At 59.5% G+C, this 20,938-nt stretch carries 18 protein-coding genes and 2 tRNA genes; 19 read left to right on the top strand and 1 reads right to left on the bottom strand.

Annotated features, from left to right (window positions below; translation table 11 throughout):
* Positions 1-316 precede the first annotated feature (316 nt).
* The 6 genes from dnaJ to F6S12_RS08730 all read left to right on the top strand — a co-directional run bounded on the left by dnaJ (position 317) and on the right by F6S12_RS08730 (position 7,908).
* Positions 317-1,441: a molecular chaperone DnaJ gene (gene dnaJ / locus F6S12_RS08755; protein ID WP_015634112.1), complete on the top strand. Its 1,125-nt coding sequence runs from the start codon at positions 317-319 to the stop codon at positions 1,439-1,441.
* 10 nt (positions 1,442-1,451) lie between these two features.
* Positions 1,452-2,258 (top strand): 4-hydroxy-tetrahydrodipicolinate reductase, encoded by an 807-nt coding sequence (gene dapB, locus F6S12_RS08750; protein ID WP_011059190.1) that lies wholly within the window; start codon positions 1,452-1,454, stop codon positions 2,256-2,258.
* Between the two features lie 256 nt (positions 2,259-2,514).
* Positions 2,515-3,651, top strand: a complete 1,137-nt coding sequence (gene carA / locus F6S12_RS08745; RefSeq protein WP_011059191.1) for a glutamine-hydrolyzing carbamoyl-phosphate synthase small subunit — start codon at positions 2,515-2,517, stop codon at positions 3,649-3,651.
* A 129-nt stretch (positions 3,652-3,780) separates the two neighbouring features.
* Positions 3,781-7,002, top strand: coding sequence for a carbamoyl-phosphate synthase large subunit (carB, locus tag F6S12_RS08740; protein ID WP_011059192.1), 3,222 nt, complete (start codon positions 3,781-3,783; stop codon positions 7,000-7,002).
* Positions 6,999-7,475, top strand: coding sequence for a transcription elongation factor GreA (gene greA / locus F6S12_RS08735; RefSeq protein ID WP_011059193.1), 477 nt, complete (start codon positions 6,999-7,001; stop codon positions 7,473-7,475). The genes carB and greA overlap by 4 nt, the downstream gene beginning before the upstream one ends.
* A gap of 28 nt (positions 7,476-7,503) precedes the next feature.
* Complete coding sequence (locus F6S12_RS08730; protein WP_011059194.1) at positions 7,504-7,908, top strand: hypothetical protein; 405 nt, start codon at positions 7,504-7,506, stop codon at positions 7,906-7,908.
* 12 nt (positions 7,909-7,920) lie between these two features.
* Here F6S12_RS08730 and F6S12_RS08725 read toward each other — a convergent pair whose 3' ends face one another.
* Complete coding sequence (locus tag F6S12_RS08725) at positions 7,921-8,229, bottom strand: YhbY family RNA-binding protein (protein ID WP_015634115.1); 309 nt, start codon at positions 8,227-8,229, stop codon at positions 7,921-7,923.
* A 104-nt stretch (positions 8,230-8,333) separates the two neighbouring features.
* Between F6S12_RS08725 and rlmE the strand changes: the two genes are divergently transcribed.
* From rlmE to truB, 13 genes are all read left to right on the top strand, one after another.
* On the top strand, positions 8,334-8,963 hold the full coding sequence (gene rlmE, locus F6S12_RS08720) for a 23S rRNA (uridine(2552)-2'-O)-methyltransferase RlmE (RefSeq protein WP_011059196.1): 630 nt from the start codon (positions 8,334-8,336) through the stop codon (positions 8,961-8,963).
* A gap of 201 nt (positions 8,964-9,164) precedes the next feature.
* Positions 9,165-11,069 carry an ATP-dependent zinc metalloprotease FtsH gene (gene ftsH, locus F6S12_RS08715; RefSeq protein WP_011059197.1) on the top strand — a complete coding sequence of 635 codons (1,905 nt, stop codon included), beginning with the start codon at positions 9,165-9,167 and terminating at the stop codon, positions 11,067-11,069.
* 8 nt (positions 11,070-11,077) lie between these two features.
* Complete coding sequence (gene folP / locus F6S12_RS08710) at positions 11,078-11,929, top strand: dihydropteroate synthase (RefSeq protein ID WP_169893953.1); 852 nt, start codon at positions 11,078-11,080, stop codon at positions 11,927-11,929.
* A 16-nt stretch (positions 11,930-11,945) separates the two neighbouring features.
* Positions 11,946-13,283, top strand: a complete 1,338-nt coding sequence (glmM, locus tag F6S12_RS08705) for a phosphoglucosamine mutase (protein ID WP_019095644.1) — start codon at positions 11,946-11,948, stop codon at positions 13,281-13,283.
* Between the two features lie 66 nt (positions 13,284-13,349).
* A complete protein-coding gene (gene tpiA / locus F6S12_RS08700; protein ID WP_015634119.1) occupies positions 13,350-14,105 on the top strand; it encodes a triose-phosphate isomerase in 756 nt (251 codons plus the stop codon).
* Positions 14,106-14,109: 4 nt separating this feature from the next.
* Positions 14,110-14,493, top strand: coding sequence for a preprotein translocase subunit SecG (secG, locus tag F6S12_RS08695; RefSeq protein ID WP_015634120.1), 384 nt, complete (start codon positions 14,110-14,112; stop codon positions 14,491-14,493).
* 29 nt (positions 14,494-14,522) lie between these two features.
* Positions 14,523-14,608, top strand: a tRNA-Leu gene (locus tag F6S12_RS08690).
* A gap of 96 nt (positions 14,609-14,704) precedes the next feature.
* Positions 14,705-14,781, top strand: a tRNA-Met gene (locus F6S12_RS08685).
* Between the two features lie 130 nt (positions 14,782-14,911).
* Positions 14,912-15,370 carry a ribosome maturation factor RimP gene (gene rimP, locus F6S12_RS08680; RefSeq protein ID WP_041120545.1) on the top strand — a complete coding sequence of 153 codons (459 nt, stop codon included), beginning with the start codon at positions 14,912-14,914 and terminating at the stop codon, positions 15,368-15,370.
* A 47-nt stretch (positions 15,371-15,417) separates the two neighbouring features.
* Positions 15,418-16,899, top strand: coding sequence for a transcription termination factor NusA (nusA, locus tag F6S12_RS08675; RefSeq protein ID WP_011059201.1), 1,482 nt, complete (start codon positions 15,418-15,420; stop codon positions 16,897-16,899).
* Positions 16,900-16,926: 27 nt separating this feature from the next.
* Positions 16,927-19,443 carry a translation initiation factor IF-2 gene (infB, locus tag F6S12_RS08670; protein WP_315868845.1) on the top strand — a complete coding sequence of 839 codons (2,517 nt, stop codon included), beginning with the start codon at positions 16,927-16,929 and terminating at the stop codon, positions 19,441-19,443.
* Positions 19,444-19,602: 159 nt separating this feature from the next.
* Positions 19,603-20,004 (top strand): 30S ribosome-binding factor RbfA, encoded by a 402-nt coding sequence (rbfA, locus tag F6S12_RS08665; RefSeq protein ID WP_011059203.1) that lies wholly within the window; start codon positions 19,603-19,605, stop codon positions 20,002-20,004.
* Between the two features lie 3 nt (positions 20,005-20,007).
* Entirely contained in the window at positions 20,008-20,925 is a 918-nt protein-coding gene (gene truB / locus F6S12_RS08660; RefSeq protein ID WP_011059204.1) for a tRNA pseudouridine(55) synthase TruB, read from the top strand.
* Positions 20,926-20,938: the final 13 nt, after the last annotated feature.

The raw sequence follows: 20,938 nt of genomic DNA, 5'->3' as shown, positions 1-20,938 counted from the left end.
GTTGGTCGGCCGGTTGACTGCCTTTGGGCGGTGACTGGTAGGATGTCGCCGCGCGGGAGCTTGCTCCCGCGTTGGCGTGTCTGGAGTTAGCGAAATTTTGACGGCGTACAAGCTCCGTTTGTGCGCTGGCGGTCGGGTCGGAGAAGCTCCTGCTTTCCGGCTGTGATGACCGCAATGGTCGGCCCGCAACCGGGTTGGCTTTCTAAGACCAGGATCGTTGAATTGACGTGAGTTGGGTCCGGGCCTGTATTGGGGCTCAGCGAGTTTGGCAGAGCTCAGGAGGGTTTGCCGGACGTCCTTAAGAGTGCAAAGACTTATGGCAAAGCGTGACTATTACGAAGTGTTGGGTGTGGAGCGTGGCTCCAGCGATGCGGAGCTGAAAAAGGCTTACCGTCGTTTGGCGATGAAGCATCACCCGGACCGTAATCCCGGCGACAAAGCGTCGGAAGACATGTTCAAGGAGGCCAACGAGGCCTACGAAGTACTGTCCGATTCCAGCAAGCGTGCCGCGTATGACCAGTACGGCCACGCTGGTGTCGACCCGAGCATGGGTGGCGGGGGTGCCGGCTTCGGCGGGCAGAACTTCTCCGATATCTTCGGTGACGTGTTCAGTGATTTCTTCGGTGGCGGTCGCGGCGGTTCCCGTGGCGGTGCGCAACGCGGCAGCGACCTGCGTTACACCCTGGAGTTGAACCTGGAAGAGGCGGTGCGTGGCACCACGGTGAATATCCGTGTGCCGACACTGGTCAACTGCAAGCCATGCGATGGTTCGGGCGCCAAGAAGGGGTCTTCCCCTGTCACTTGTCCGACCTGTGGCGGTATTGGTCAGGTGCGCATGCAGCAGGGTTTCTTCTCGGTGCAGCAGACCTGCCCGCGCTGCCATGGCCAGGGCAAGATCATTTCCGATCCGTGCGATTCGTGCCACGGCGAAGGTCGGGTCGAAGAGTACAAGACGCTGTCGGTGAAAGTGCCGGCAGGTGTCGATACCGGCGACCGTATTCGTCTGTCCGGCGAAGGCGAGGCGGGGACCCAGGGTGGCCCGACTGGCGACCTGTATGTGGTGATCAATGTGCGTGAGCACGCGATCTTCCAGCGCGACGGCAAGCACCTGTTCTGTGAAGTGCCCATCAGCTTCGTAGATGCGGCGTTGGGTGGCGAGCTGGAGATTCCGACCCTGGATGGTCGGGTCAAGCTGAAGATTCCCGAAGGAACTCAGACCGGCAAGCAGTTCCGGATTCGTGGCAAGGGCGTTGCTCCCGTGCGTGGCGGCGGTGCCGGCGACCTGATGTGCCGGGTTGCGGTGGAGACGCCAGTGAACCTGAGTCGTCGTCAGCGCGAGCTGCTGGAAGAGTTGCGTGGTTCGCTGGACGACGACAATTCTCACTCGCCGAAAACTACCGGCTGGTTCGAGGGCGTCAAGCGCTTCTTCGGCGACCTGTAAGGAGTAACGCATGCGACGTATAGCAGTGATGGGCGCCGCTGGGCGCATGGGCAAGACCCTGGTCGAGGCCGTGCAACTGCGTTCGCCGCTCTCCGGGCTGACCGCGGCGATCGTGCGTCCGGGCAGTTCTCTGGTGGGGGCGGATGCGGGTGAGCTGGCATCCCTGGGGCGTCTTGGCGTGCCGATGTCCGACAGCCTGGAGAAGGTGGTTGATGAGTTCGATGTACTGATCGACTTCACCTTGCCGGAAGTGATGCTCAAGAACTTGGCGTTCTGCCGCAAGGCAGGCAAGGCCATGGTGATCGGTACCACCGGCCTGGGTGCCAGGGAAAAGCAATTGCTGGCCGAGGCGGGCAAGGAGATTCCGATCGTCTTCGCTGCCAACTTCAGTGTTGGGGTCAACCTGTCGCTGAAGCTGCTGGATATGGCGGCTCGGGTGCTGGGTGATGATGCGGATATCGAGATCATCGAGGCGCATCACCGACACAAGATCGATGCGCCATCGGGCACCGCCCTGCGCATGGGTGAGGTGATCGCCAGCGCTCTGGGGCGCGATCTGCAGCAGGTCGCGGTGTATGGTCGTGAAGGCCATACCGGCGCCCGTGAGCGTGAAACCATCGGCTTCGCCACGGTTCGTGGTGGCGATGTGGTGGGGGATCACACCGTGCTGTTTGCCACTGAGGGCGAGCGCCTGGAGATTACCCACAAGGCCTCCAGTCGCATGACCTTCGCCAAGGGCGCGGTGCGTGCCGCGCTGTGGCTGGACGGGCGCGAGGCCGGCCTATACGACATGCAGGATGTGCTGGATCTGCGTTGAGATGCATCTGAAGTGGGGTTGAGGCTGTCCTTCAACCCCACTTCGTACCGCTAGGCGATGTTCTGTCGCATTCCTCTGCCTTTAGGGCTCATTAGCGGTGGACCGAAAAAGCCTTTTTCTGTAAGCTACAGCTTTAGTGTGTCCACTAAAAGCGCGCAGATAATTCGACGAAGAAGCGGGGTGACGTGTCTATACGTCATTCCGCTTTTTTGCAACCTGCGATCGCCCTTTCAGGCTCTATTTACGGGAGGTCTTCTTGACTAAGCCAGCCATACTCGCCCTTGCTGATGGCAGCATTTTTCGTGGCGAAGCCATTGGAGCCGACGGTCAAACCGTTGGTGAGGTGGTGTTCAACACCGCAATGACCGGCTATCAGGAAATCCTTACCGATCCTTCCTACGCCCAGCAGATCGTTACCCTGACTTACCCTCACATCGGCAACACCGGCACCACGCCGGAAGATGCCGAGTCCGACCGCGTCTGGTCGGCCGGCCTGGTCATCCGTGACCTGCCGCTGGTAGCCAGCAACTGGCGTAACACTCTGTCCCTGTCCGATTACCTGAAAGCCAACAACGTGGTGGCGATCGCTGGTATCGACACCCGTCGCCTGACCCGCATCCTGCGTGAGAAAGGTGCACAGAACGGCTGCATCATGGCCGGTGACAACATTTCCGAAGAAGCGGCGATCGCTGCAGCGCGCGGCTTCCCTGGCCTCAAAGGCATGGACCTGGCGAAAGTCGTCAGCACCAAGGAAAGCTACGAGTGGCGTTCGACTGTCTGGGATCTGAAGACCGACAGCCACGCCACCATCGAGGCTTCCGAGCTGCCGTATCACGTGGTTGCCTACGACTACGGGGTCAAGCTGAATATCCTGCGCATGCTGGTGGAGCGCGGTTGCCGCGTCACCGTGGTGCCTGCCCAGACCCCAGCGAGCGATGTGCTGGCTCTCAAGCCTGACGGTGTGTTCCTGTCCAACGGCCCAGGTGACCCCGAGCCTTGCGACTACGCCATCAAGGCGATCAAGGAAATCCTCGAAACCGAGATTCCGGTGTTCGGCATCTGCCTGGGTCACCAACTGCTGGCCCTGGCCTCTGGTGCCAAGACCCTGAAAATGGGCCACGGCCACCACGGTGCCAACCACCCGGTGCAGGATCTGGACAGCGGCGTGGTCATGATCACCAGCCAGAACCACGGTTTTGCGGTGGATGAAGCTACGCTGCCGGGCAACGTCCGGGCGATCCACAAGTCGCTGTTCGACGGCACCCTGCAGGGTATCGAGCGTACCGACAAGAGCGCGTTCAGCTTCCAGGGCCACCCGGAAGCCAGCCCGGGCCCGAACGATGTCGCGCCGCTGTTCGACCGCTTCATCAACGAGATGGCCAAGCGACGCTAAACGCTCGCCTTGAAAGTGTAGCGAGCAGCGCTTGAGGGCGGCCCCGGCAAATCCGGCGGAACCCCTCGGGCGCCTCAGAGAATGTTCAAGACGGCTTGCCGACTGACCTGCGGATTTGAGTGACAACCCATGCCAAAACGTACAGACATTAAAAGCATCCTGATTCTTGGCGCTGGCCCGATCGTGATCGGCCAAGCCTGCGAATTCGACTACTCCGGCGCCCAGGCTTGCAAGGCCCTGCGCGAAGAGGGTTACCGGGTCATCCTGGTGAACTCCAACCCGGCCACCATCATGACCGACCCGGCCATGGCCGACGCCACCTACATCGAGCCGATCAAGTGGCAGACCGTTGCCAAGATCATCGAGAAAGAGCGTCCGGACGCGCTGCTGCCGACCATGGGCGGCCAGACTGCGCTGAACTGCGCCCTGGACCTGGAGCGTGAAGGCGTCCTGGAGAAGTTCGGCGTAGAGATGATCGGCGCCAACGCCGACACCATCGACAAGGCTGAAGACCGTTCGCGCTTCGACGCTGCCATGAAGTCCATCGGCCTGGCGTGCCCGCGTTCCGGTATTGCCCACAGCATGGAAGAGGCCAATGCGGTCCTCGACAAGCTGGGCTTCCCTTGCATCATCCGTCCATCCTTCACCATGGGTGGCACCGGTGGTGGCATCGCCTACAACCGCGAAGAGTTCGAAGAAATCTGCGCCCGCGGTCTGGACCTGTCGCCGACCAAGGAACTGCTGATCGACGAATCCCTGATCGGCTGGAAAGAGTACGAGATGGAGGTGGTCCGCGATAAGAAGGACAACTGCATCATCGTCTGCTCCATCGAGAACTTCGACCCGATGGGCGTGCACACCGGTGACTCCATCACCGTGGCTCCGGCACAGACCCTGACCGACAAGGAATACCAGATCCTGCGTAACGCCTCCCTGGCGGTGCTGCGCGAGATCGGTGTGGAAACTGGCGGTTCCAACGTGCAGTTCGGTATCTGCCCGAACACAGGCCGCATGGTCGTGATCGAGATGAACCCGCGGGTATCCCGTTCCTCGGCGCTGGCTTCGAAAGCCACCGGTTTCCCGATCGCCAAGGTCGCGGCCAAGCTGGCTGTCGGCTACACCCTGGACGAGCTGTCCAACGATATTACCGGCGGCAAGACCCCGGCGTCCTTCGAGCCGTCCATCGACTACGTCGTGACCAAGCTGCCACGCTTCGCCTTCGAGAAGTTCTCCAAGGCCGACGCGCGCCTGACCACCCAGATGAAGTCGGTGGGTGAGGTCATGGCCATCGGTCGGACCTTCCAGGAATCCCTGCAGAAAGCCCTGCGCGGTCTGGAAGTGGGCGTTTGCGGCCTGGATCCCAAGCTCGACCTGAGCAATCCGGAAAGCATGAACGTGCTCAAGCGCGAGCTGACCGTGCCCGGCGCCGAGCGTATCTGGTACGTGGCTGATGCCTTCCGTGCCGGCATGACCGTCGAGCAGATCTTCGGCATGAACATGATCGATCCTTGGTTCCTGGTGCAGATCGAAGACCTGATCAAGGAAGAAGAGAAGGTCAAGACCCTGGGCCTGTCGGCCATCGACCGCGACCTGATGTTCCGCCTCAAGCGCAAAGGCTTCTCCGACCAGCGTCTGGCCAAGCTGCTGGGCGTGACCGAGAAGAACCTGCGCACACATCGTCAGAAGCTGGAAGTGTTCCCGGTCTACAAGCGCGTCGACACCTGCGCCGCCGAGTTCGCCACCGACACCGCGTACCTGTACTCGACTTATGAAGAAGAGTGCGAAGCCGCACCTTCGACCCGTGACAAGATCATGATTCTGGGCGGTGGTCCAAACCGTATCGGCCAGGGCATCGAGTTCGACTACTGCTGCGTACACGCCGCCCTGGCGCTGCGCGACGATGGTTACGAAACCATCATGGTCAACTGCAACCCGGAAACCGTTTCTACCGACTACGACACTTCGGATCGCCTGTACTTCGAACCGGTGACCCTGGAAGACGTGCTGGAAATTGTCCGTGTCGAGAAGCCAAAAGGCGTGATCGTGCAGTACGGCGGCCAGACTCCGCTGAAACTGGCTCGTGCCCTGGAAGCCGCCGGCGTGCCGATCATCGGCACCAGCCCAGACGCTATCGACCGCGCCGAAGACCGTGAGCGCTTCCAGCAGATGGTCGAACGCCTGAACCTGCGTCAGCCACCAAACGCTACCGTGCGCAGCGAAGACGAAGCGATTCGTGCCGCCGCCAAGATCGGTTACCCGCTGGTGGTGCGTCCGTCCTACGTGCTGGGCGGCCGGGCGATGGAAATCGTCTACGAGGAAGATGAGCTCAAGCGCTACCTGCGAGAAGCAGTGCAAGTGTCCAACGACAGCCCGGTGCTGCTGGACCACTTCCTCAACTGCGCCATTGAAATGGACGTGGATGCGGTCTGCGACGGCACCGACGTAGTGATCGGCGCCATCATGCAGCACATCGAGCAGGCTGGCGTTCACTCCGGTGACTCTGCGTGCTCGCTGCCGCCGTACTCGCTGCCGGCGCACATCCAGGACGAGATGCGCGAACAGGTCAAGAAAATGGCCCTGGAACTGGGTGTGGTTGGCCTGATGAACGTGCAGCTGGCCCTGCAAGGCGATCAGATCTACGTCATCGAAGTGAACCCGCGCGCTTCCCGGACCGTGCCGTTCGTTTCCAAGTGCATCGGTGTCTCCCTGGCGATGATCGCTGCTCGTGTGATGGCTGGTAAGACCCTGAAAGAGCTGGGCTTCACCAAGGAAATCATTCCGAACTTCTACAGCGTCAAGGAAGCGGTATTCCCGTTTGCCAAGTTCCCGGGCGTCGACCCGATCCTCGGCCCAGAGATGAAGTCCACCGGTGAAGTGATGGGCGTGGGCGACACCTTCGGCGAAGCCTTTGCCAAGGCCCAGATGGGTGCCAGCGAAGTGCTGCCGACCGGCGGTACTGCGTTCATCAGCGTGCGCGACGATGACAAGCCTCTGGTTGCAGGCGTGGCCCGTGATCTGATCAACTTGGGCTTCGAAGTGGTCGCTACTGCGGGCACCGCCAAGCTGATCGAGGCGGCCGGCCTGAAGGTGCGTCGTGTGAACAAGGTGACTGAAGGTCGTCCGCATGTGGTCGATATGATCAAGAACGACGAAGTCACTCTGATCATCAACACCACTGAAGGCCGTCAGTCGATTGCTGACTCTTATTCCATTCGTCGTAACGCCTTGCAGCACAAGATCTACTGCACCACCACCATTGCTGCTGGCGAAGCTATCTGTGAAGCGTTGAAGTTCGGTCCGGAAAAGACCGTGCGTCGCTTGCAGGATCTACACGCAGGATTGAAGGCATGAATAAATACCCAATGACCGTCCAGGGCGCGCGCGCCCTGGAAGAAGAGCATGCTCACCTGACCAAGGTCGTGCGTCCGAAGCTCAGCCAGGACATCGGTACGGCCCGCGAGTTGGGTGACCTGAAGGAAAACGCCGAATACCATGCCGCTCGCGAACAGCAGGGCATGGTAGAAGCGCGGATCCGCGATATTGAAGGCCGCCTGCAGAACTCGGTGGTCATCGATGTCACGACCATTCCCCATACCGGCAAGGTGATCTTTGGCACCACGGTAGAAATCGCCAACGTCGAAACTGACGAAAGCGTCACCTACCAGATCGTGGGTGAGGACGAGGCTGACATCAAACTCGGTAAAATTTCCGTCGGCTCGCCGATCGCTCGCGCCTTGATTGCCAAGGAAGAGGGGGATGTGGTGGCGGTCAAAACGCCTGGTGGCGTTATCGAGTACGAGATTGTCGAAGTCCGTCACATCTGAAAGAAGGCGCCCGCTGCACGCGGGCGCCATGCTTTGGCAGCTGGCCCAGATGTTGTGGGTCGGCGGCTTGTGGTTGTTGCATCTCGGCTTGCTGCCCGCCCTGGGGCAGATTGGCCTTGCCCCCTTGCTGATCGAAGAAATCTCGTCACTGCTCAGTGCGTTGCTGGTAGGTTTTTCAGCGGCGTGCCTGGTCCTGCAGATACTGGTATTGATCCAGTCCGAAGGGCTGAGGAGCTTGTGGCGGGATATTCGGGGGCAACTGCTATTGATGGCGATGTATGCGTGTGCGATGTATTTCGTCGTACGCATCTTGTTGCCGGAAGCTCAGCGCTGGCAGTTGTTCAGCTATCTGGTCCTGGGTTTTTCCGGGCTGGTACTGGTGTTGCAGCCAGTGCCGGGATGGGGTGGCAGGGTGCGCCAGGCACACCCTTGACCCGAGTCGACGTCAGTGGAAACGATGGACGTTCGACAATTGCTTGTTTACCTTGGCGTTCTTGCGGTAGATCAGCGCCATCTTGCCGATGACCTGCACCAGATCCGCTTTGCCGGCCTTGCACAATTGGGCAATGGCCTCCAGGCGCGACTCGCGCTCGAGGATGTTGAGCTTGATCTTGATCAGCTCGTGATCGCTCAAGGCGCGTTCAAGTTCGGCTAATACACCTTCGGTCAAACCGTTGTCAGCCACAGTCAATACTGGTTTCAGATGGTGGCCAATGGATTTGTACTGTTTCTTCTGCTCTTGAGTGAGCGGCATAATCTGACCCCTGCGTCTGATCTTGTAAAAAGCGGCGGCCAGTTTACCCGAGCGAGTCCGGGACCGCCCAGTTAATCACGACCCGTTTTATTTTGAGGTGGCCCGTGGCCCGTTCCAAAACTAGCCATAACTGGCTGAAAGAGCACTTCAACGACCCATTCGTCAAAATGGCGCAAAAAGATGGGTACCGTTCCCGTGCCAGCTACAAACTGCTGGAGATTCAGGAAAAGGACCGCCTTATCCGTCCTGGCATGAGTGTGATCGACCTGGGGGCCGCCCCGGGTGGCTGGTCGCAGGTGACCAGTCGTCTGATTGGTGGCCAGGGGCGCCTGATTGCCTCGGACATCCTGGAAATGGACAGCATTCCCGATGTGACCTTTATTCAAGGGGACTTCACTGAGGATGCAGTACTGGCGCAGATCCTCGAGGCGGTCGGAAATTCTGAAGTTGACCTTGTGATTTCCGATATGGCCCCCAATATGAGTGGGTTAGCAGCCGTGGATATGCCGCGAGCGATGTTCCTGTGCGAGTTGGCGCTGGATCTTGCTGGTCGGGTCTTGCGTCCAGGTGGTGATTTTCTGATCAAGATCTTCCAGGGTGAAGGCTTCGATGAGTACCACAAGAGCGTGCGGCAGATGTTCGAGAAAGTGCAGATGCGCAAACCGTCATCATCCCGTGACCGTTCTCGGGAGCAATACCTGCTGGGGCGCGGCTTCCGTGGTCGTAGTGAGTAAGTAAGAGTTTTGACTGGGGTGATAGGATTTTCGTATTTCGCCCCGTCAGATTAGGCGCATATTGTGTAGTCTAAGTTTCACATAGGGTTACAGACAGCGCCTGCCAGAGCTGTAGGTAATGTAGTAAGTTAGGCCGGTGAATATCATGCGAAGCGCGCGCCAGTAGCGGAGCTTGCTTCAGAGGGTAGTTAATTGAACGACATGGCAAAGAATCTGATCCTGTGGTTGATCATCGCCGCCGTCCTGGTGACGGTGATGAACAACTTCTCCAGCCCTAACGAGCCGCAGACCCTCAACTATTCCGACTTCATCCAGCAAGTTAAGGATGGCAAGGTCGAGCGCGTAGCGGTTGATGGCTACGTGATTACCGGCAAGCGCAACGATGGCGACAGCTTCAAGACCATTCGTCCTGCCATTCAGGACAATGGCCTGATCGGCGACCTGGTGGACAACCACGTGGTGGTCGAAGGCAAGCAGCCTGAACAGCAAAGCATCTGGACTCAACTGCTGGTGGCCAGCTTCCCGATCCTGGTGATCATCGCGGTGTTCATGTTCTTCATGCGCCAGATGCAGGGTGGTGCCGGAGGCAAGGGCGGGCCGATGAGTTTCGGCAAGAGCAAGGCGCGCTTACTGTCTGAAGATCAGGTGAAAACTACCTTGGCTGACGTTGCCGGTTGCGACGAGGCCAAGGAAGAAGTAGGTGAGTTGGTTGAATTCCTCCGTGACCCAGGCAAGTTCCAGCGTCTGGGCGGTCGTATTCCTCGCGGCGTGTTGATGGTGGGCCCACCAGGTACCGGTAAGACGTTGCTGGCCAAAGCCATCGCTGGTGAAGCCAAGGTGCCTTTCTTCACCATTTCCGGTTCCGACTTCGTCGAGATGTTCGTCGGTGTGGGTGCCAGCCGCGTCCGTGACATGTTCGAGCAAGCCAAGAAGCATGCTCCTTGCATCATCTTCATCGACGAGATCGACGCCGTCGGTCGTCACCGTGGCGCCGGCATGGGCGGCGGTCATGATGAGCGTGAGCAGACCCTCAACCAGTTGCTGGTTGAGATGGATGGCTTCGAAATGAACGACGGCATCATCGTGATCGCCGCGACCAACCGTCCTGACGTACTGGACCCGGCCTTGCTGCGTCCGGGCCGTTTCGACCGTCAGGTCGTGGTTGGCCTGCCGGACATTCGCGGTCGCGAACAGATTCTCAAGGTGCACATGCGTAAAGTGCCAATGGGCGACGACGTCGCACCTGCGGTAATCGCCCGCGGTACCCCGGGTTTCTCCGGTGCCGACCTGGCGAACCTGGTCAACGAGGCCTCGCTGTTTGCGGCGCGTACCGGCAAGCGCATCGTTGAAATGAAGGAATTCGAACTGGCCAAGGACAAGATCATGATGGGCGCGGAGCGCAAATCCATGGTCATGTCCGAAAAAGAGAAGCAGAACACGGCTTATCACGAAGCTGGCCACGCCATTGTTGGTCGTGTCGTGCCCGAGCATGACCCGGTCTACAAGGTGTCGATCATTCCTCGCGGCCGGGCCTTGGGTGTCACCATGTTCCTGCCGGAAGAAGATCGTTACAGCCTCTCCAAGCGTGCCTTGATCAGCCAGATCTGCTCGCTCTACGGCGGTCGTATCGCTGAAGAAATGACCCTTGGCTTCGACGGCGTGACCACCGGCGCCTCCAACGACATCATGCGTGCCAGCCAGATCGCGCGGAACATGGTGACCAAATGGGGTCTTTCCGAGAAGCTTGGTCCGCTGATGTATGCCGAAGAAGAGGGTGAGGTGTTCCTGGGGCGCAGCGCGGGTAGCCAGCATGCGAGCCTGTCTGCGGAAACGGCGAAACTGATCGACTCCGAGGTGCGCAGCATCATCGATCAGTGCTACGGCACCGCCAAGCAGATCCTGACGGACAACCGCGACAAGCTGGACGCCATGGCAGACGCCCTGATGAAGTACGAAACCATCGACGCCGATCAGATCGACGACATCATGGCAGGGCGTACTCCACGCGAACCTCGTGATTGGGAGGGCGGCTCGGGTACTCCTCCTCCAGTAGTGCAGAATGAGCGTCCGGAAACACCCATTGGCGGCCCAGCAGCCGACCACTAAGGTTTTAAATGACTTCTGTTCCTTCCTCCACCCGGTTGCCTTGCGGCAACCGGGTTCTTGATTTGGCCCATGCACATGTCATGGGCATCTTGAATGTAACTCCCGACTCCTTCTCTGATGGTGGCCGCTTCAGCCAGCTTGATCTGGCTTTGCAGCATGCCGAGGCCATGGTTGCGGCCGGTGCTACGCTGATTGATGTCGGTGGCGAATCCACTCGCCCGGGTGCCCGTGCGGTATCGCCGCTGGAGGAGTTGGAGCGAGTCGCGCCTGTGGTCGAGCGCATCCACCGTGAGTTGGATGTGATCATTTCTGTTGATACCTCGACACCGGCGGTGATGCGTGAAACCGCTCGCCTCGGCGCAGGGCTGATCAATGACGTTCGTTCATTGCGCCGGGAGGGTGCCCTGGATGCGGCGGCGGCCACTGGCTTGCCGGTGTGTCTGATGCACATGCTGGGTGAGCCCGGTGATATGCAGGACAACCCGCATTATCAGGACGTGACCCGAGAGGTTGCCGAGTTCCTGGTTGAGCGCATGGCCCAGTGTGCGTCAGTGGGCATCGGTCCAGAGCGGATTGTGCTCGATCCGGGCTTTGGCTTTGCCAAGACCCTGCAACACAACCTGAGCCTGTTCAAGCATATGGATGCCTTGCATGCCCTTGGGCGCCCGTTGTTGGTTGGGGTGTCGCGCAAGAGCATGATTGGCCAGGCCTTGAATCGCCCCGTAGGTGAGCGATTGCACGGCAGTCTGGCGCTAGCGGCCCTGGCAGTGGCCAAGGGCGCGAAAATTATCCGTGTCCATGATGTCGCCGAGACCGTGGATGTGGTGCGAATGATTGCGGCAGTGGAATCCGCCGAATAAGAATGATGGAGTACTTATGACTAAAAAATACTTTGGCACCGACGGCATCCGCGGCCGTGTAGGCGAATTCCCTATCACTCCTGATTTCATGCTCAAGCTCGGCTGGGCCGCCGGCATGGCATTTCGCAGCATGGGCGCCTGCCGCGTGCTGGTGGGCAAGGACACACGTATCTCCGGGTACATGTTCGAGTCTGCACTGGAGGCCGGGTTGTCTGCAGCCGGTGCCGATGTGATGCTCCTGGGACCGATGCCGACTCCGGCCATTGCTTACCTGACGCGTACCTTCCATGCGGAGGCGGGCATCGTTATCAGTGCCTCGCACAATCCTCATGATGACAACGGCATCAAGTTCTTCTCGGGTGAGGGCACCAAACTGCCTGACGAGGTCGAGCTGATGATCGAGGAGTTGCTGGATGCGCCGATGACCGTGGTGGAGTCGAGCAAGCTCGGCAAGGTGTCGCGGATCAACGACGCTTCAGGGCGTTATATCGAATTCTGCAAAAGCAGCGTGCCTTCCAGCACCAGCTTCGCTGGTTTGAAAGTTGTTCTCGACTGCGCTCATGGTGCGACCTACAAGGTGGCGCCAAGCGTGTTCCGCGAGTTGGGGGCGCAGGTCACTGTGCTGTCCGCGCAACCCAATGGCTTGAACATCAACGAAAACTGCGGCTCGACCCACATGGGCCAATTGCAGGCGGCTGTCCTGGCCGAGCATGCGGACCTGGGGATCGCCTTTGATGGTGATGGTGACCGGGTGCTGATGGTCGATCAGACTGGTGCGATCGTGGATGGTGATGAGCTGCTGTTCATCATCGCTCGCGACCTGCATGAGCGTGACAAGCTGCAAGGCGGCGTGGTCGGAACGCTCATGAGCAACCTGGGACTGGAGCTGGCCCTGGCGGACTTGGGTATCCCCTTTGTCCGGGCCAACGTCGGTGACCGTTATGTGATCGCCGAGCTGCTGGAGCGCAATTGGCTGGTAGGTGGTGAAAACTCCGGGCACATCGTGTGCTTCCGTCATGCTACTACCGGGGATGCGATCATTGCCGCGCTGCAGGTGCTGATGGCGCTCAAGGCTCGTGGTGAAAGCCTGGCCCAGTCCCGTCAGGGGCTGCGCAAGTGTCCTCAGGTGCTGGTCAATGTGCGCTTTGGCGGCGGTGAGAACCCGGTCGAGCATCCTGCGGTGAAAGAGGCTTGCGAGCGTGTCACGGCCGCTATGGCTGGGCGTGGTCGGGTTCTGTTGCGCAAGTCGGGTACCGAGCCTCTGGTGCGCGTGATGGTTGAAGGCGACGACGAAGCTCAGGTTCGCGCTTACGCCGAAGAGCTGGCGAAACTGGTTGCTGAAGTTTCTGCCTGATTTCGGCTTGCCAGTGTTGTTTTGGTTGGGTAACATCTGCGCCCACTTTGACCGACGAGGTACAGCATGCGTCGCCCTATGGTAGCTGGTAACTGGAAGATGCACGGTACCCGCGCCAGCGTCGCTGAGCTGATCAACGGCCTTCGTCATCTGGCCTTGCCAAGCGGTGTTGATGTCGCGGTATTCCCGCCTTGCTTGCATATCAATCAAGTGATTGATGGCTTGAAGGGTAAGTCGATTCAGGTCGGCGCGCAGAACTCTGCGGTGGAGTCCATGCAAGGTGCATTGACGGGCGAGATCGCCCCGAGTCAGTTGGTGGATGCAGGTTGTTCCCTGGTGCTGGTTGGGCACTCCGAGCGCCGCCTGATCATGGGTGAGCGTGACGCGACTCTCAATCGTAAGTTCGCAGCGGCGCAGGCCTGTGGCTTGAAGCCGGTTCTGTGTGTAGGGGAGACCCTCGAGCAGCGCGAAGCCGGGAAGACTCTAGAGGTTGTCGGGCGTCAGCTGGGCAGCATCATCGAAGAGTTGGGTGTTGGTGCGTTCGCCAATGCTGTTATCGCTTACGAGCCGGTCTGGGCCATTGGTACCGGGCTGACTGCGACACCGCAACAGGCGCAGGATGTGCACGCAGCTATCCGCGCGCAGTTGGCGGCAGAAAATTCTGAAGTGGCACGAGGTGTGCGGCTTCTATACGGCGGCAGCGTGAAGGCGGCCAATGCGGTCGAACTGTTCGGCATGCCGGATATCGATGGGGGGCTCATTGGTGGAGCTTCCCTGAATGCAGATGAGTTCGGTGCGATCTGTCGCGCCGCGGGAAACTGAAAAAATGCTGGAAACAGTCGTAGTCGTTTTTCATCTGCTGGGTGCCCTGGGCGTAGTTGCTCTGGTTTTGCTGCAGCAGGGTAAAGGTGCGGATGCTGGCGCGTCTTTCGGTGCAGGTGCTTCAAATACTGTGTTCGGAAGCCAAGGTTCCTCTACCTTTCTTAGTAAGTTTACTGCTATACTTGCCGCCGGTTTCTTCATAACCAGCTTGGGGTTAGGTTACTTTGCTAAAGAGAAAGCTCACCAGCTGACTCAAGTAGGTTTGCCAGATCCAGCAGTGCTTGAAGTACCAAAGCAAAAACCGGCTTCTGATGATGTCCCGGTGCTCCAAGAGCAAAAGTCGGCCAACAGCGCGACTGACGTACCTCCAGCTCCAGAGCAGAAGTAAGAAGAGTTTCACGCAGTAACGTAGTCTATGCCGAGGTGGTGGAATTGGTAGACACGCAACCTTGAGGTGGTTGTGCCCATAGGGTGTAGGGGTTCGAGTCCCCTTCTCGGTACCAATTATCAGGAGAGCCCGCTGTTGCGGGCTTTCTTGTAGGTGGAAGGTTACATTGACCCAAAAAGGGATCAGTCGTATACTTCCGCCCCAGCTTTGTCGCGGGGTGGAGCAGTCTGGTAGCTCGTCGGGCTCATAACCCGAAGGTCGTCGGTTCAAATCCGGCCCCCGCAACCAGTTTTAGCGGAGCCCCTTTTCAGGGGCTTTTTGTTAGCTGGACACTTTACAACGCCGCTATTCAACGGCGTTTCCGGGATGGGCGCTTCGCCCATTTTTTATTTGCACAAGCATGCACGAGGGGGTTCAGGTGTCGAGCAAGCTAGAACAGTTGCAGGCCTTGTTGGCCCCGGTGGTCGTGGCCCTTGGCTATGAATGCTGGGGTATTGAGTTTTCGGCTCAGGGTCGCCACTCATTGTTGCGCGTTTATATCGATAAAGAAGGCGGCGTGCTGGTGGACGATTGCGCCATCGTCAGCCGTCAGATCAGTGGTGTTCTCGACGTAGAAGATCCGATCTCCGTTGAATACACCCTTGAAGTTTCCTCTCCTGGCATGGAACGCCCACTGTTCACTCTTGAACAGTTTGCCAAGTATGTCGGTGAGCAAGTGAAGATCAAACTGCGCTCGCCCTTCGAAGGTCGGCGTAATTTTCAGGGCCTTCTCCGCGGGGTGGAGGAACAGGATGTCGTGGTGCAAGTGGATGACCATGAGTTCCTGTTGCCGATCGATATGATCGACAAGGCCAACATAATTCCCAGTTTTGACTGAGACGCGGATCCCGCGGATCCAATGGCTTGCGAAAGGCGAGGCGTACGATGAGCAAAGAAGTACTGCTGGTTGTTGAGTCGGTATCCAATGAAAAGGGTGTACCGGCAAGCGTAATTTTTGAAGCGCTGGAGCTGGCCCTGGCCACTGCTACCAAGAAGCGTTTTGAGGACGAAGTAGACCTGCGTGTGGAAATCAATCGCCACACCGGTTCCTACGAAACTTTCCGTCGCTGGACGGTGGTCGAAGAAGCCGACCTGGATGATCCAGCGGTCGAGACCTGGTTGAGCAAGGCTCGCGAAACCCATCCCGACGCCAAAGTCGGTGATGTGATCGAAGAAAAGATCGAATCCATCGAGTTCGGCCGCATCGCTGCCCAGACCGCCAAGCAGGTCATCGTGCAGAAGGTTCGCGAAGCCGAGCGCGCACAGGTAGTTGATGCCTATCGCGAGCGCCTGGGGGAAATCATCTCCGGCACCGTGAAAAAAGTGACACGTGACAACGTGATCGTCGACCTGGGTAACAACGCCGAGGCGTTGCTGGCCCGTGAAGACATCATCTCCCGTGAGACTTTCCGGGTTGGCGTGCGCCTGCGCGCGCTGCTCAAGGAAATCCGCACCGAGAACCGCGGCCCGCAGCTGATCCTGTCGCGTACCGCGCCGGAAATGCTGATCGAGCTGTTCCGTATCGAAGTGCCGGAAATTGCCGAAGGCCTGATCGAAGTAATGGCCGCCTCCCGTGATCCGGGTTCGCGGGCCAAGATCGCAGTTCGCTCCAAGGACAAGCGCATCGACCCGCAGGGCGCGTGCATTGGTATGCGCGGTTCGCGCGTCCAGGCCGTTTCCGGTGAGTTGGGTGGCGAGCGTGTGGATATCGTCCTGTGGGATGAGAACCCGGCGCAGTTCGTGATCAACGCCATGTCGCCGGCCGAAGTCGCGGCAATTATCGTCGACGAAGATGCCCATGCCATGGACATCGCCGTTGGCGCAGACAATCTGGCTCAAGCCATCGGTCGTGGTGGTCAGAACGTGCGTCTGGCCAGCCAACTGACTGGCTGGACCCTGAACGTGATGACCGAATCGGACATCCAGGCCAAGCAGCAAGCAGAAACCGGCGACATCCTGCGCAATTTCATCGACGAGCTGGAAGTCGATGAAGAACTGGCACAGGTTCTGGTTGATGAAGGCTTCACCAGCCTGGAAGAGATTGCCTACGTACCGCTGGAAGAAATGCTCAACATCGACGGCTTTGACGAAGACATCGTCAACGAGCTTCGCGCTCGGGCCAAGGATCGCTTGTTGACTAAAGCCATCGCTACTGAGGAAAAGCTGGCAGACGCCCATCCGGCCGAAGACCTGCTCTCGCTTGAGGGTATGGACAAGGATTTGGCGATGGAACTGGCGGTGCGCGGCGTAATTACCCGCGAAGACCTGGCCGAGCAGTCTATTGACGACCTGCTCGACATCGACGGCATTGACGATGATCGTGCCGGCAAGTTGATCATGGCCGCCCGAGCCCACTGGTTCGAGTAATTAGGCGCGGCCTGAGGAGAGAAGTGCATGACGCAAGTCACGGTGAAACAACTGGCCGATGAGGTCAAAACACCGGTAGAGCGCCTGCTGCAGCAGATGCGTGAGGCAGGTCTGCCGCACACCGCCGCCGAGGAACATGTGAGCGACAGTGAGAAGCAGTCGTTGCTGACTCACCTGAAAAGCAGCCACAAGGCGAAAGTGGAAGAACCACGCAAAATTACTTTGCAGCGCAAGACCACCAGCACCCTGCGGGTTGCTGGCAGCAAGAGCATCAGCGTTGAAGTGCGCAAGAAGAAAGTCTTCGTACAGCGCAGCCCGGAAGAAATCGAAGCCGAGCGTCAACGCGAACTGGAAGAACGTCGCGCAGTAGAAAATGCTGCTCGTCAGAAGGCTGAAGAAGAAGCCAAGCGTCGCGCCGAAGAAGAAGCGCGTCGCCAGCCTGCTCCGGTTGCCGAGCCGGTTGCTGCGCAAGCAGCAGCTCCTGCTCCAGCGCCTGTAGTCGAGCCTGTGCAGGAAGCTCAGGTGGCCACTGCGGCTCCAGCAGCTGACGCGCGCAAGAAAGACGAACAGCGCCGTCCGGACAAGACCCGCAACGACGACAACCGTCGTGGCGGCGATGGCGAGCGCAAAAATGCTCCGCATCGTGCTTCGGTCAAGGAAAAGGCGCCAGCTCCGCGCGTTGCCCCACGTACCACCGACGAAGAAAGCGATGGCTTCCGTCGTGGTGGTCGCGGCAAGGCCAAGCTGAAGAAGCGCAATGCTCACGGTTTCCAGAGCCCAACCGGGCCAGTGGTACGTGACGTGCAGATCGGCGAGACCATCACTGTGGGCGAACTGGCCCAGCAGATGTCGGTCAAGGCTGCCGAAGTCATCAAGTTCATGTTCAAGCTGGGTACTCCAGCCACCATCAACCAGGTTCTGGACCAGGAAACTGCCCAGCTGGTTGCTGAAGAACTGGGCCACAAAGTGACCCTTGTCAGCGACACCGCCCTGGAAGATTCCCTGGCCGAGTCCCTGAAGTTCGAAGGTGAAGCGGTTGCCCGTGCGCCGGTCGTGACCGTAATGGGCCACGTTGACCACGGTAAGACCTCGTTGCTGGACTACATCCGTCGCGCCAAAGTGGCCGCGGGCGAGGCCGGCGGCATCACCCAGCACATCGGTGCCTACCACGTAGAAACCGAGCGCGGCATGGTCACCTTCCTCGACACCCCAGGTCACGCCGCGTTTACCGCCATGCGTGCCCGTGGTGCCAAGGCCACCGACATCGTGATCCTGGTGGTTGCAGCGGACGACGGCGTGATGCCGCAGACCGTTGAAGCCGTTCAGCACGCACAAGCTGCCGGCGTTCCGCTGGTGGTTGCGGTGAACAAGATCGACAAGCCGGGCGCCGACCTGGACCGTATCCGCAGTGAGCTTTCGGTTCACGGCGTGACGTCGGAAGACTGGGGTGGTGATACTCCATTCGTACCGGTTTCCGCGAAAATGGGTACCGGCGTCGACGACCTGCTGGAAGCCGTTCTGCTGCAAGCCGAAGTACTGGAACTCAAGGCGACTCCTTCGGCCCCGGGCCGTGGTGTCGTGGTCGAGTCCCGCCTCGACAAGGGCCGCGGCCCGGTAGCTACCGTGCTGGTTCAGGACGGTACGCTGCGTCAAGGCGACATGGTGCTGGTCGGCTCGAACTATGGCCGCGTTCGCGCCATGCTCGACGAGAACGGCAAGCCAATCAAGGAAGCCGGTCCTTCCATTCCGGTCGAGATCCTCGGCCTGGACGGTACTCCGGACGCTGGCGACGAGATGAGCGTGGTTGCCGACGAGAAGAAAGCTCGTGAAGTGGCTTTGTTCCGTCAAGGCAAGTTCCGCGAGGTCAAGCTGGCCCGTGCTCACGCCGGCAAGCTGGAAAACATCTTCGAAAGCATGGGCCAGGAAGAGAAGAAGACGCTCAACATCGTCCTCAAATCCGACGTCCGTGGTTCGTTGGAAGCTCTGCAAGGCGCTCTGAACGGCCTGGGCAACGACGAAGTGCAAGTGCGCGTAGTGGGTGGCGGCGTCGGTGGTATCACCGAAAGCGACGCCAACCTGGCACTGGCCTCCAACGCTGTACTGTTCGGCTTCAACGTGCGTGCCGATGCCGGCGCACGGAAGATCGTCGAGCAGGAAGGTCTGGATATGCGTTACTACAACGTGATCTACGACATCATCGAAGACGTCAAGAAAGCCCTGACCGGTATGCTGGGCAGCGACGTTCGGGAGAACATCCTGGGTGTTGCCGAAGTTCGCGACGTGTTCCGCTCGCCGAAGTTTGGCGCGATCGCCGGTTGCATGGTCATCGAAGGTGTCGTGCACCGTAACCGTCCAATCCGCGTACTGCGTGAAGACATCGTTATCTTCGAAGGCGAGCTGGAATCCCTGCGCCGCTTCAAGGATGACGCCTCTGAAGTACGTGCCGGCATGGAATGCGGTATCGGCGTGAAGAGCTACAACGACGTCAAAGTCGGCGACAAGATCGAAGTCTTCGAGAAGGTCCAGGTTGCTCGCAGCCTCTAACTCGCGCACTTCAAGAGCCCTGATGGCCGCTCGCATGCAAATGCACGGCGCCCTCGGCGGCCTCTAAACGCAACGCCCGGTCTGGCTTCTGCCAGGCCGGGCGTTTGCCGCTTTCAGACCACACGGGTTTCACCGTGAGGCAGTAACAGGTAACAAGACATGGCAAAAGAATACAGCCGTACCCAACGTATCGGTGATCAGATGCAGCGCGAACTGGCGCAACTGATCCGTCGTGAAGTCAAGGATCCACGCGTCGGCCTGGTGACCATCACCGCCGTGGAAGTCAGCCGCGACGTCGGCCACGCGAAGATCTTCATCACCGTGATGGGCCAGGAAAACGCCGAACAAATTGCCCAGAGCATCAAGGTGCTGAACTCGGCGGCAGGTTTCCTGCGCATGCAATTGGCCAAGGAAATGAAGCTGCGTAGCGTGCCGCAACTGCACTTCCATTACGACGAGAGCGTCGCCCGCGGGGCGCACCTGTCGGCCCTGATCGAGCGTGCCGTGGCTGAAGACAGCCAGCATGGCGACGCGCCTGCCCCTGAAGACGCCAAGGAGTAAGCGGTGGCTCAGGTCAAGCGTATCCGTCGTAACGTCAGCGGCATCATCCTCCTGGACAAGCCGCTGGGCTTCACCTCCAACGCGGCGCTGCAGAAGGTCCGTTGGCTGCTCAACGCCGAGAAGGCCGGCCACACCGGTAGCCTCGACCCCCTGGCCACCGGCGTTTTGCCGCTGTGCTTTGGCGAGGCCACCAAGTTCTCGCAATACCTGCTCGATTCCGACAAGGGTTACGAAACCCTGGCTCAGTTGGGCAAGACCACCACCACCGCGGACGCTGAAGGCGAAGTTTTGCAGACCCGCGAAGTGACCGTTGGTCGTGCCGATATCGAGGCGGTATTGCCGGAATTTCGTGGCGAAATCAAGCAGATACCGCCGATGTACTCGGCCCTCAAGCGCGATGGCCAGCCACTCTACAAACTGGCTCGTGCAGGGGAAGTGGTGGAGCGCGAACCGCGTTCTGTTACTATTGCGCGCTTGGAATTGCTCGCCTTCGAAGGTGACACTGCTCGCCTGGCGGTGGACTGCAGCAAAGGCACCTATATCCGTACCCTGGTGGAAGATATCGGTGAAAAGCTCGGCTGTGGTGCCTACGTTGCAGAACTGCGACGGACCCAGGCCGGACCTTTCAGCCTGGCGCAGACGGTCACCCTGGAAGAGCTTGAAGCCGTGCACGCCGAAGGCGGCAACGAAGCGGTAGATCGCTTCCTGATGCCATCGGACAGCGGGCTGCTGGATTGGCCGCTGCTGCAGTTCTCGGAGCACAGCGCGTTCTACTGGCTCAACGGCCAGCCGGTACGTGCCCCGGATGCACCGAAGTTCGGCATGGTGCGGGTACAGGATCACAACGGTCGCTTCATCGGTATCGGTGAAGTGAGCGAAGACGGGCGCATCGCGCCGCGTCGACTGATTCGGTCAGAATGACCGGACGAGGGTG

The organism is Pseudomonas sp. JV245A (assembly GCF_032424515.1).
In the GTDB taxonomy this organism is placed as follows: domain Bacteria; phylum Pseudomonadota; class Gammaproteobacteria; order Pseudomonadales; family Pseudomonadaceae; genus Aquipseudomonas; species Aquipseudomonas protegens.
Note: the sequence above shows the minus strand (reverse complement) of the source record. Positions and strands in the feature narration are given on the sequence as shown.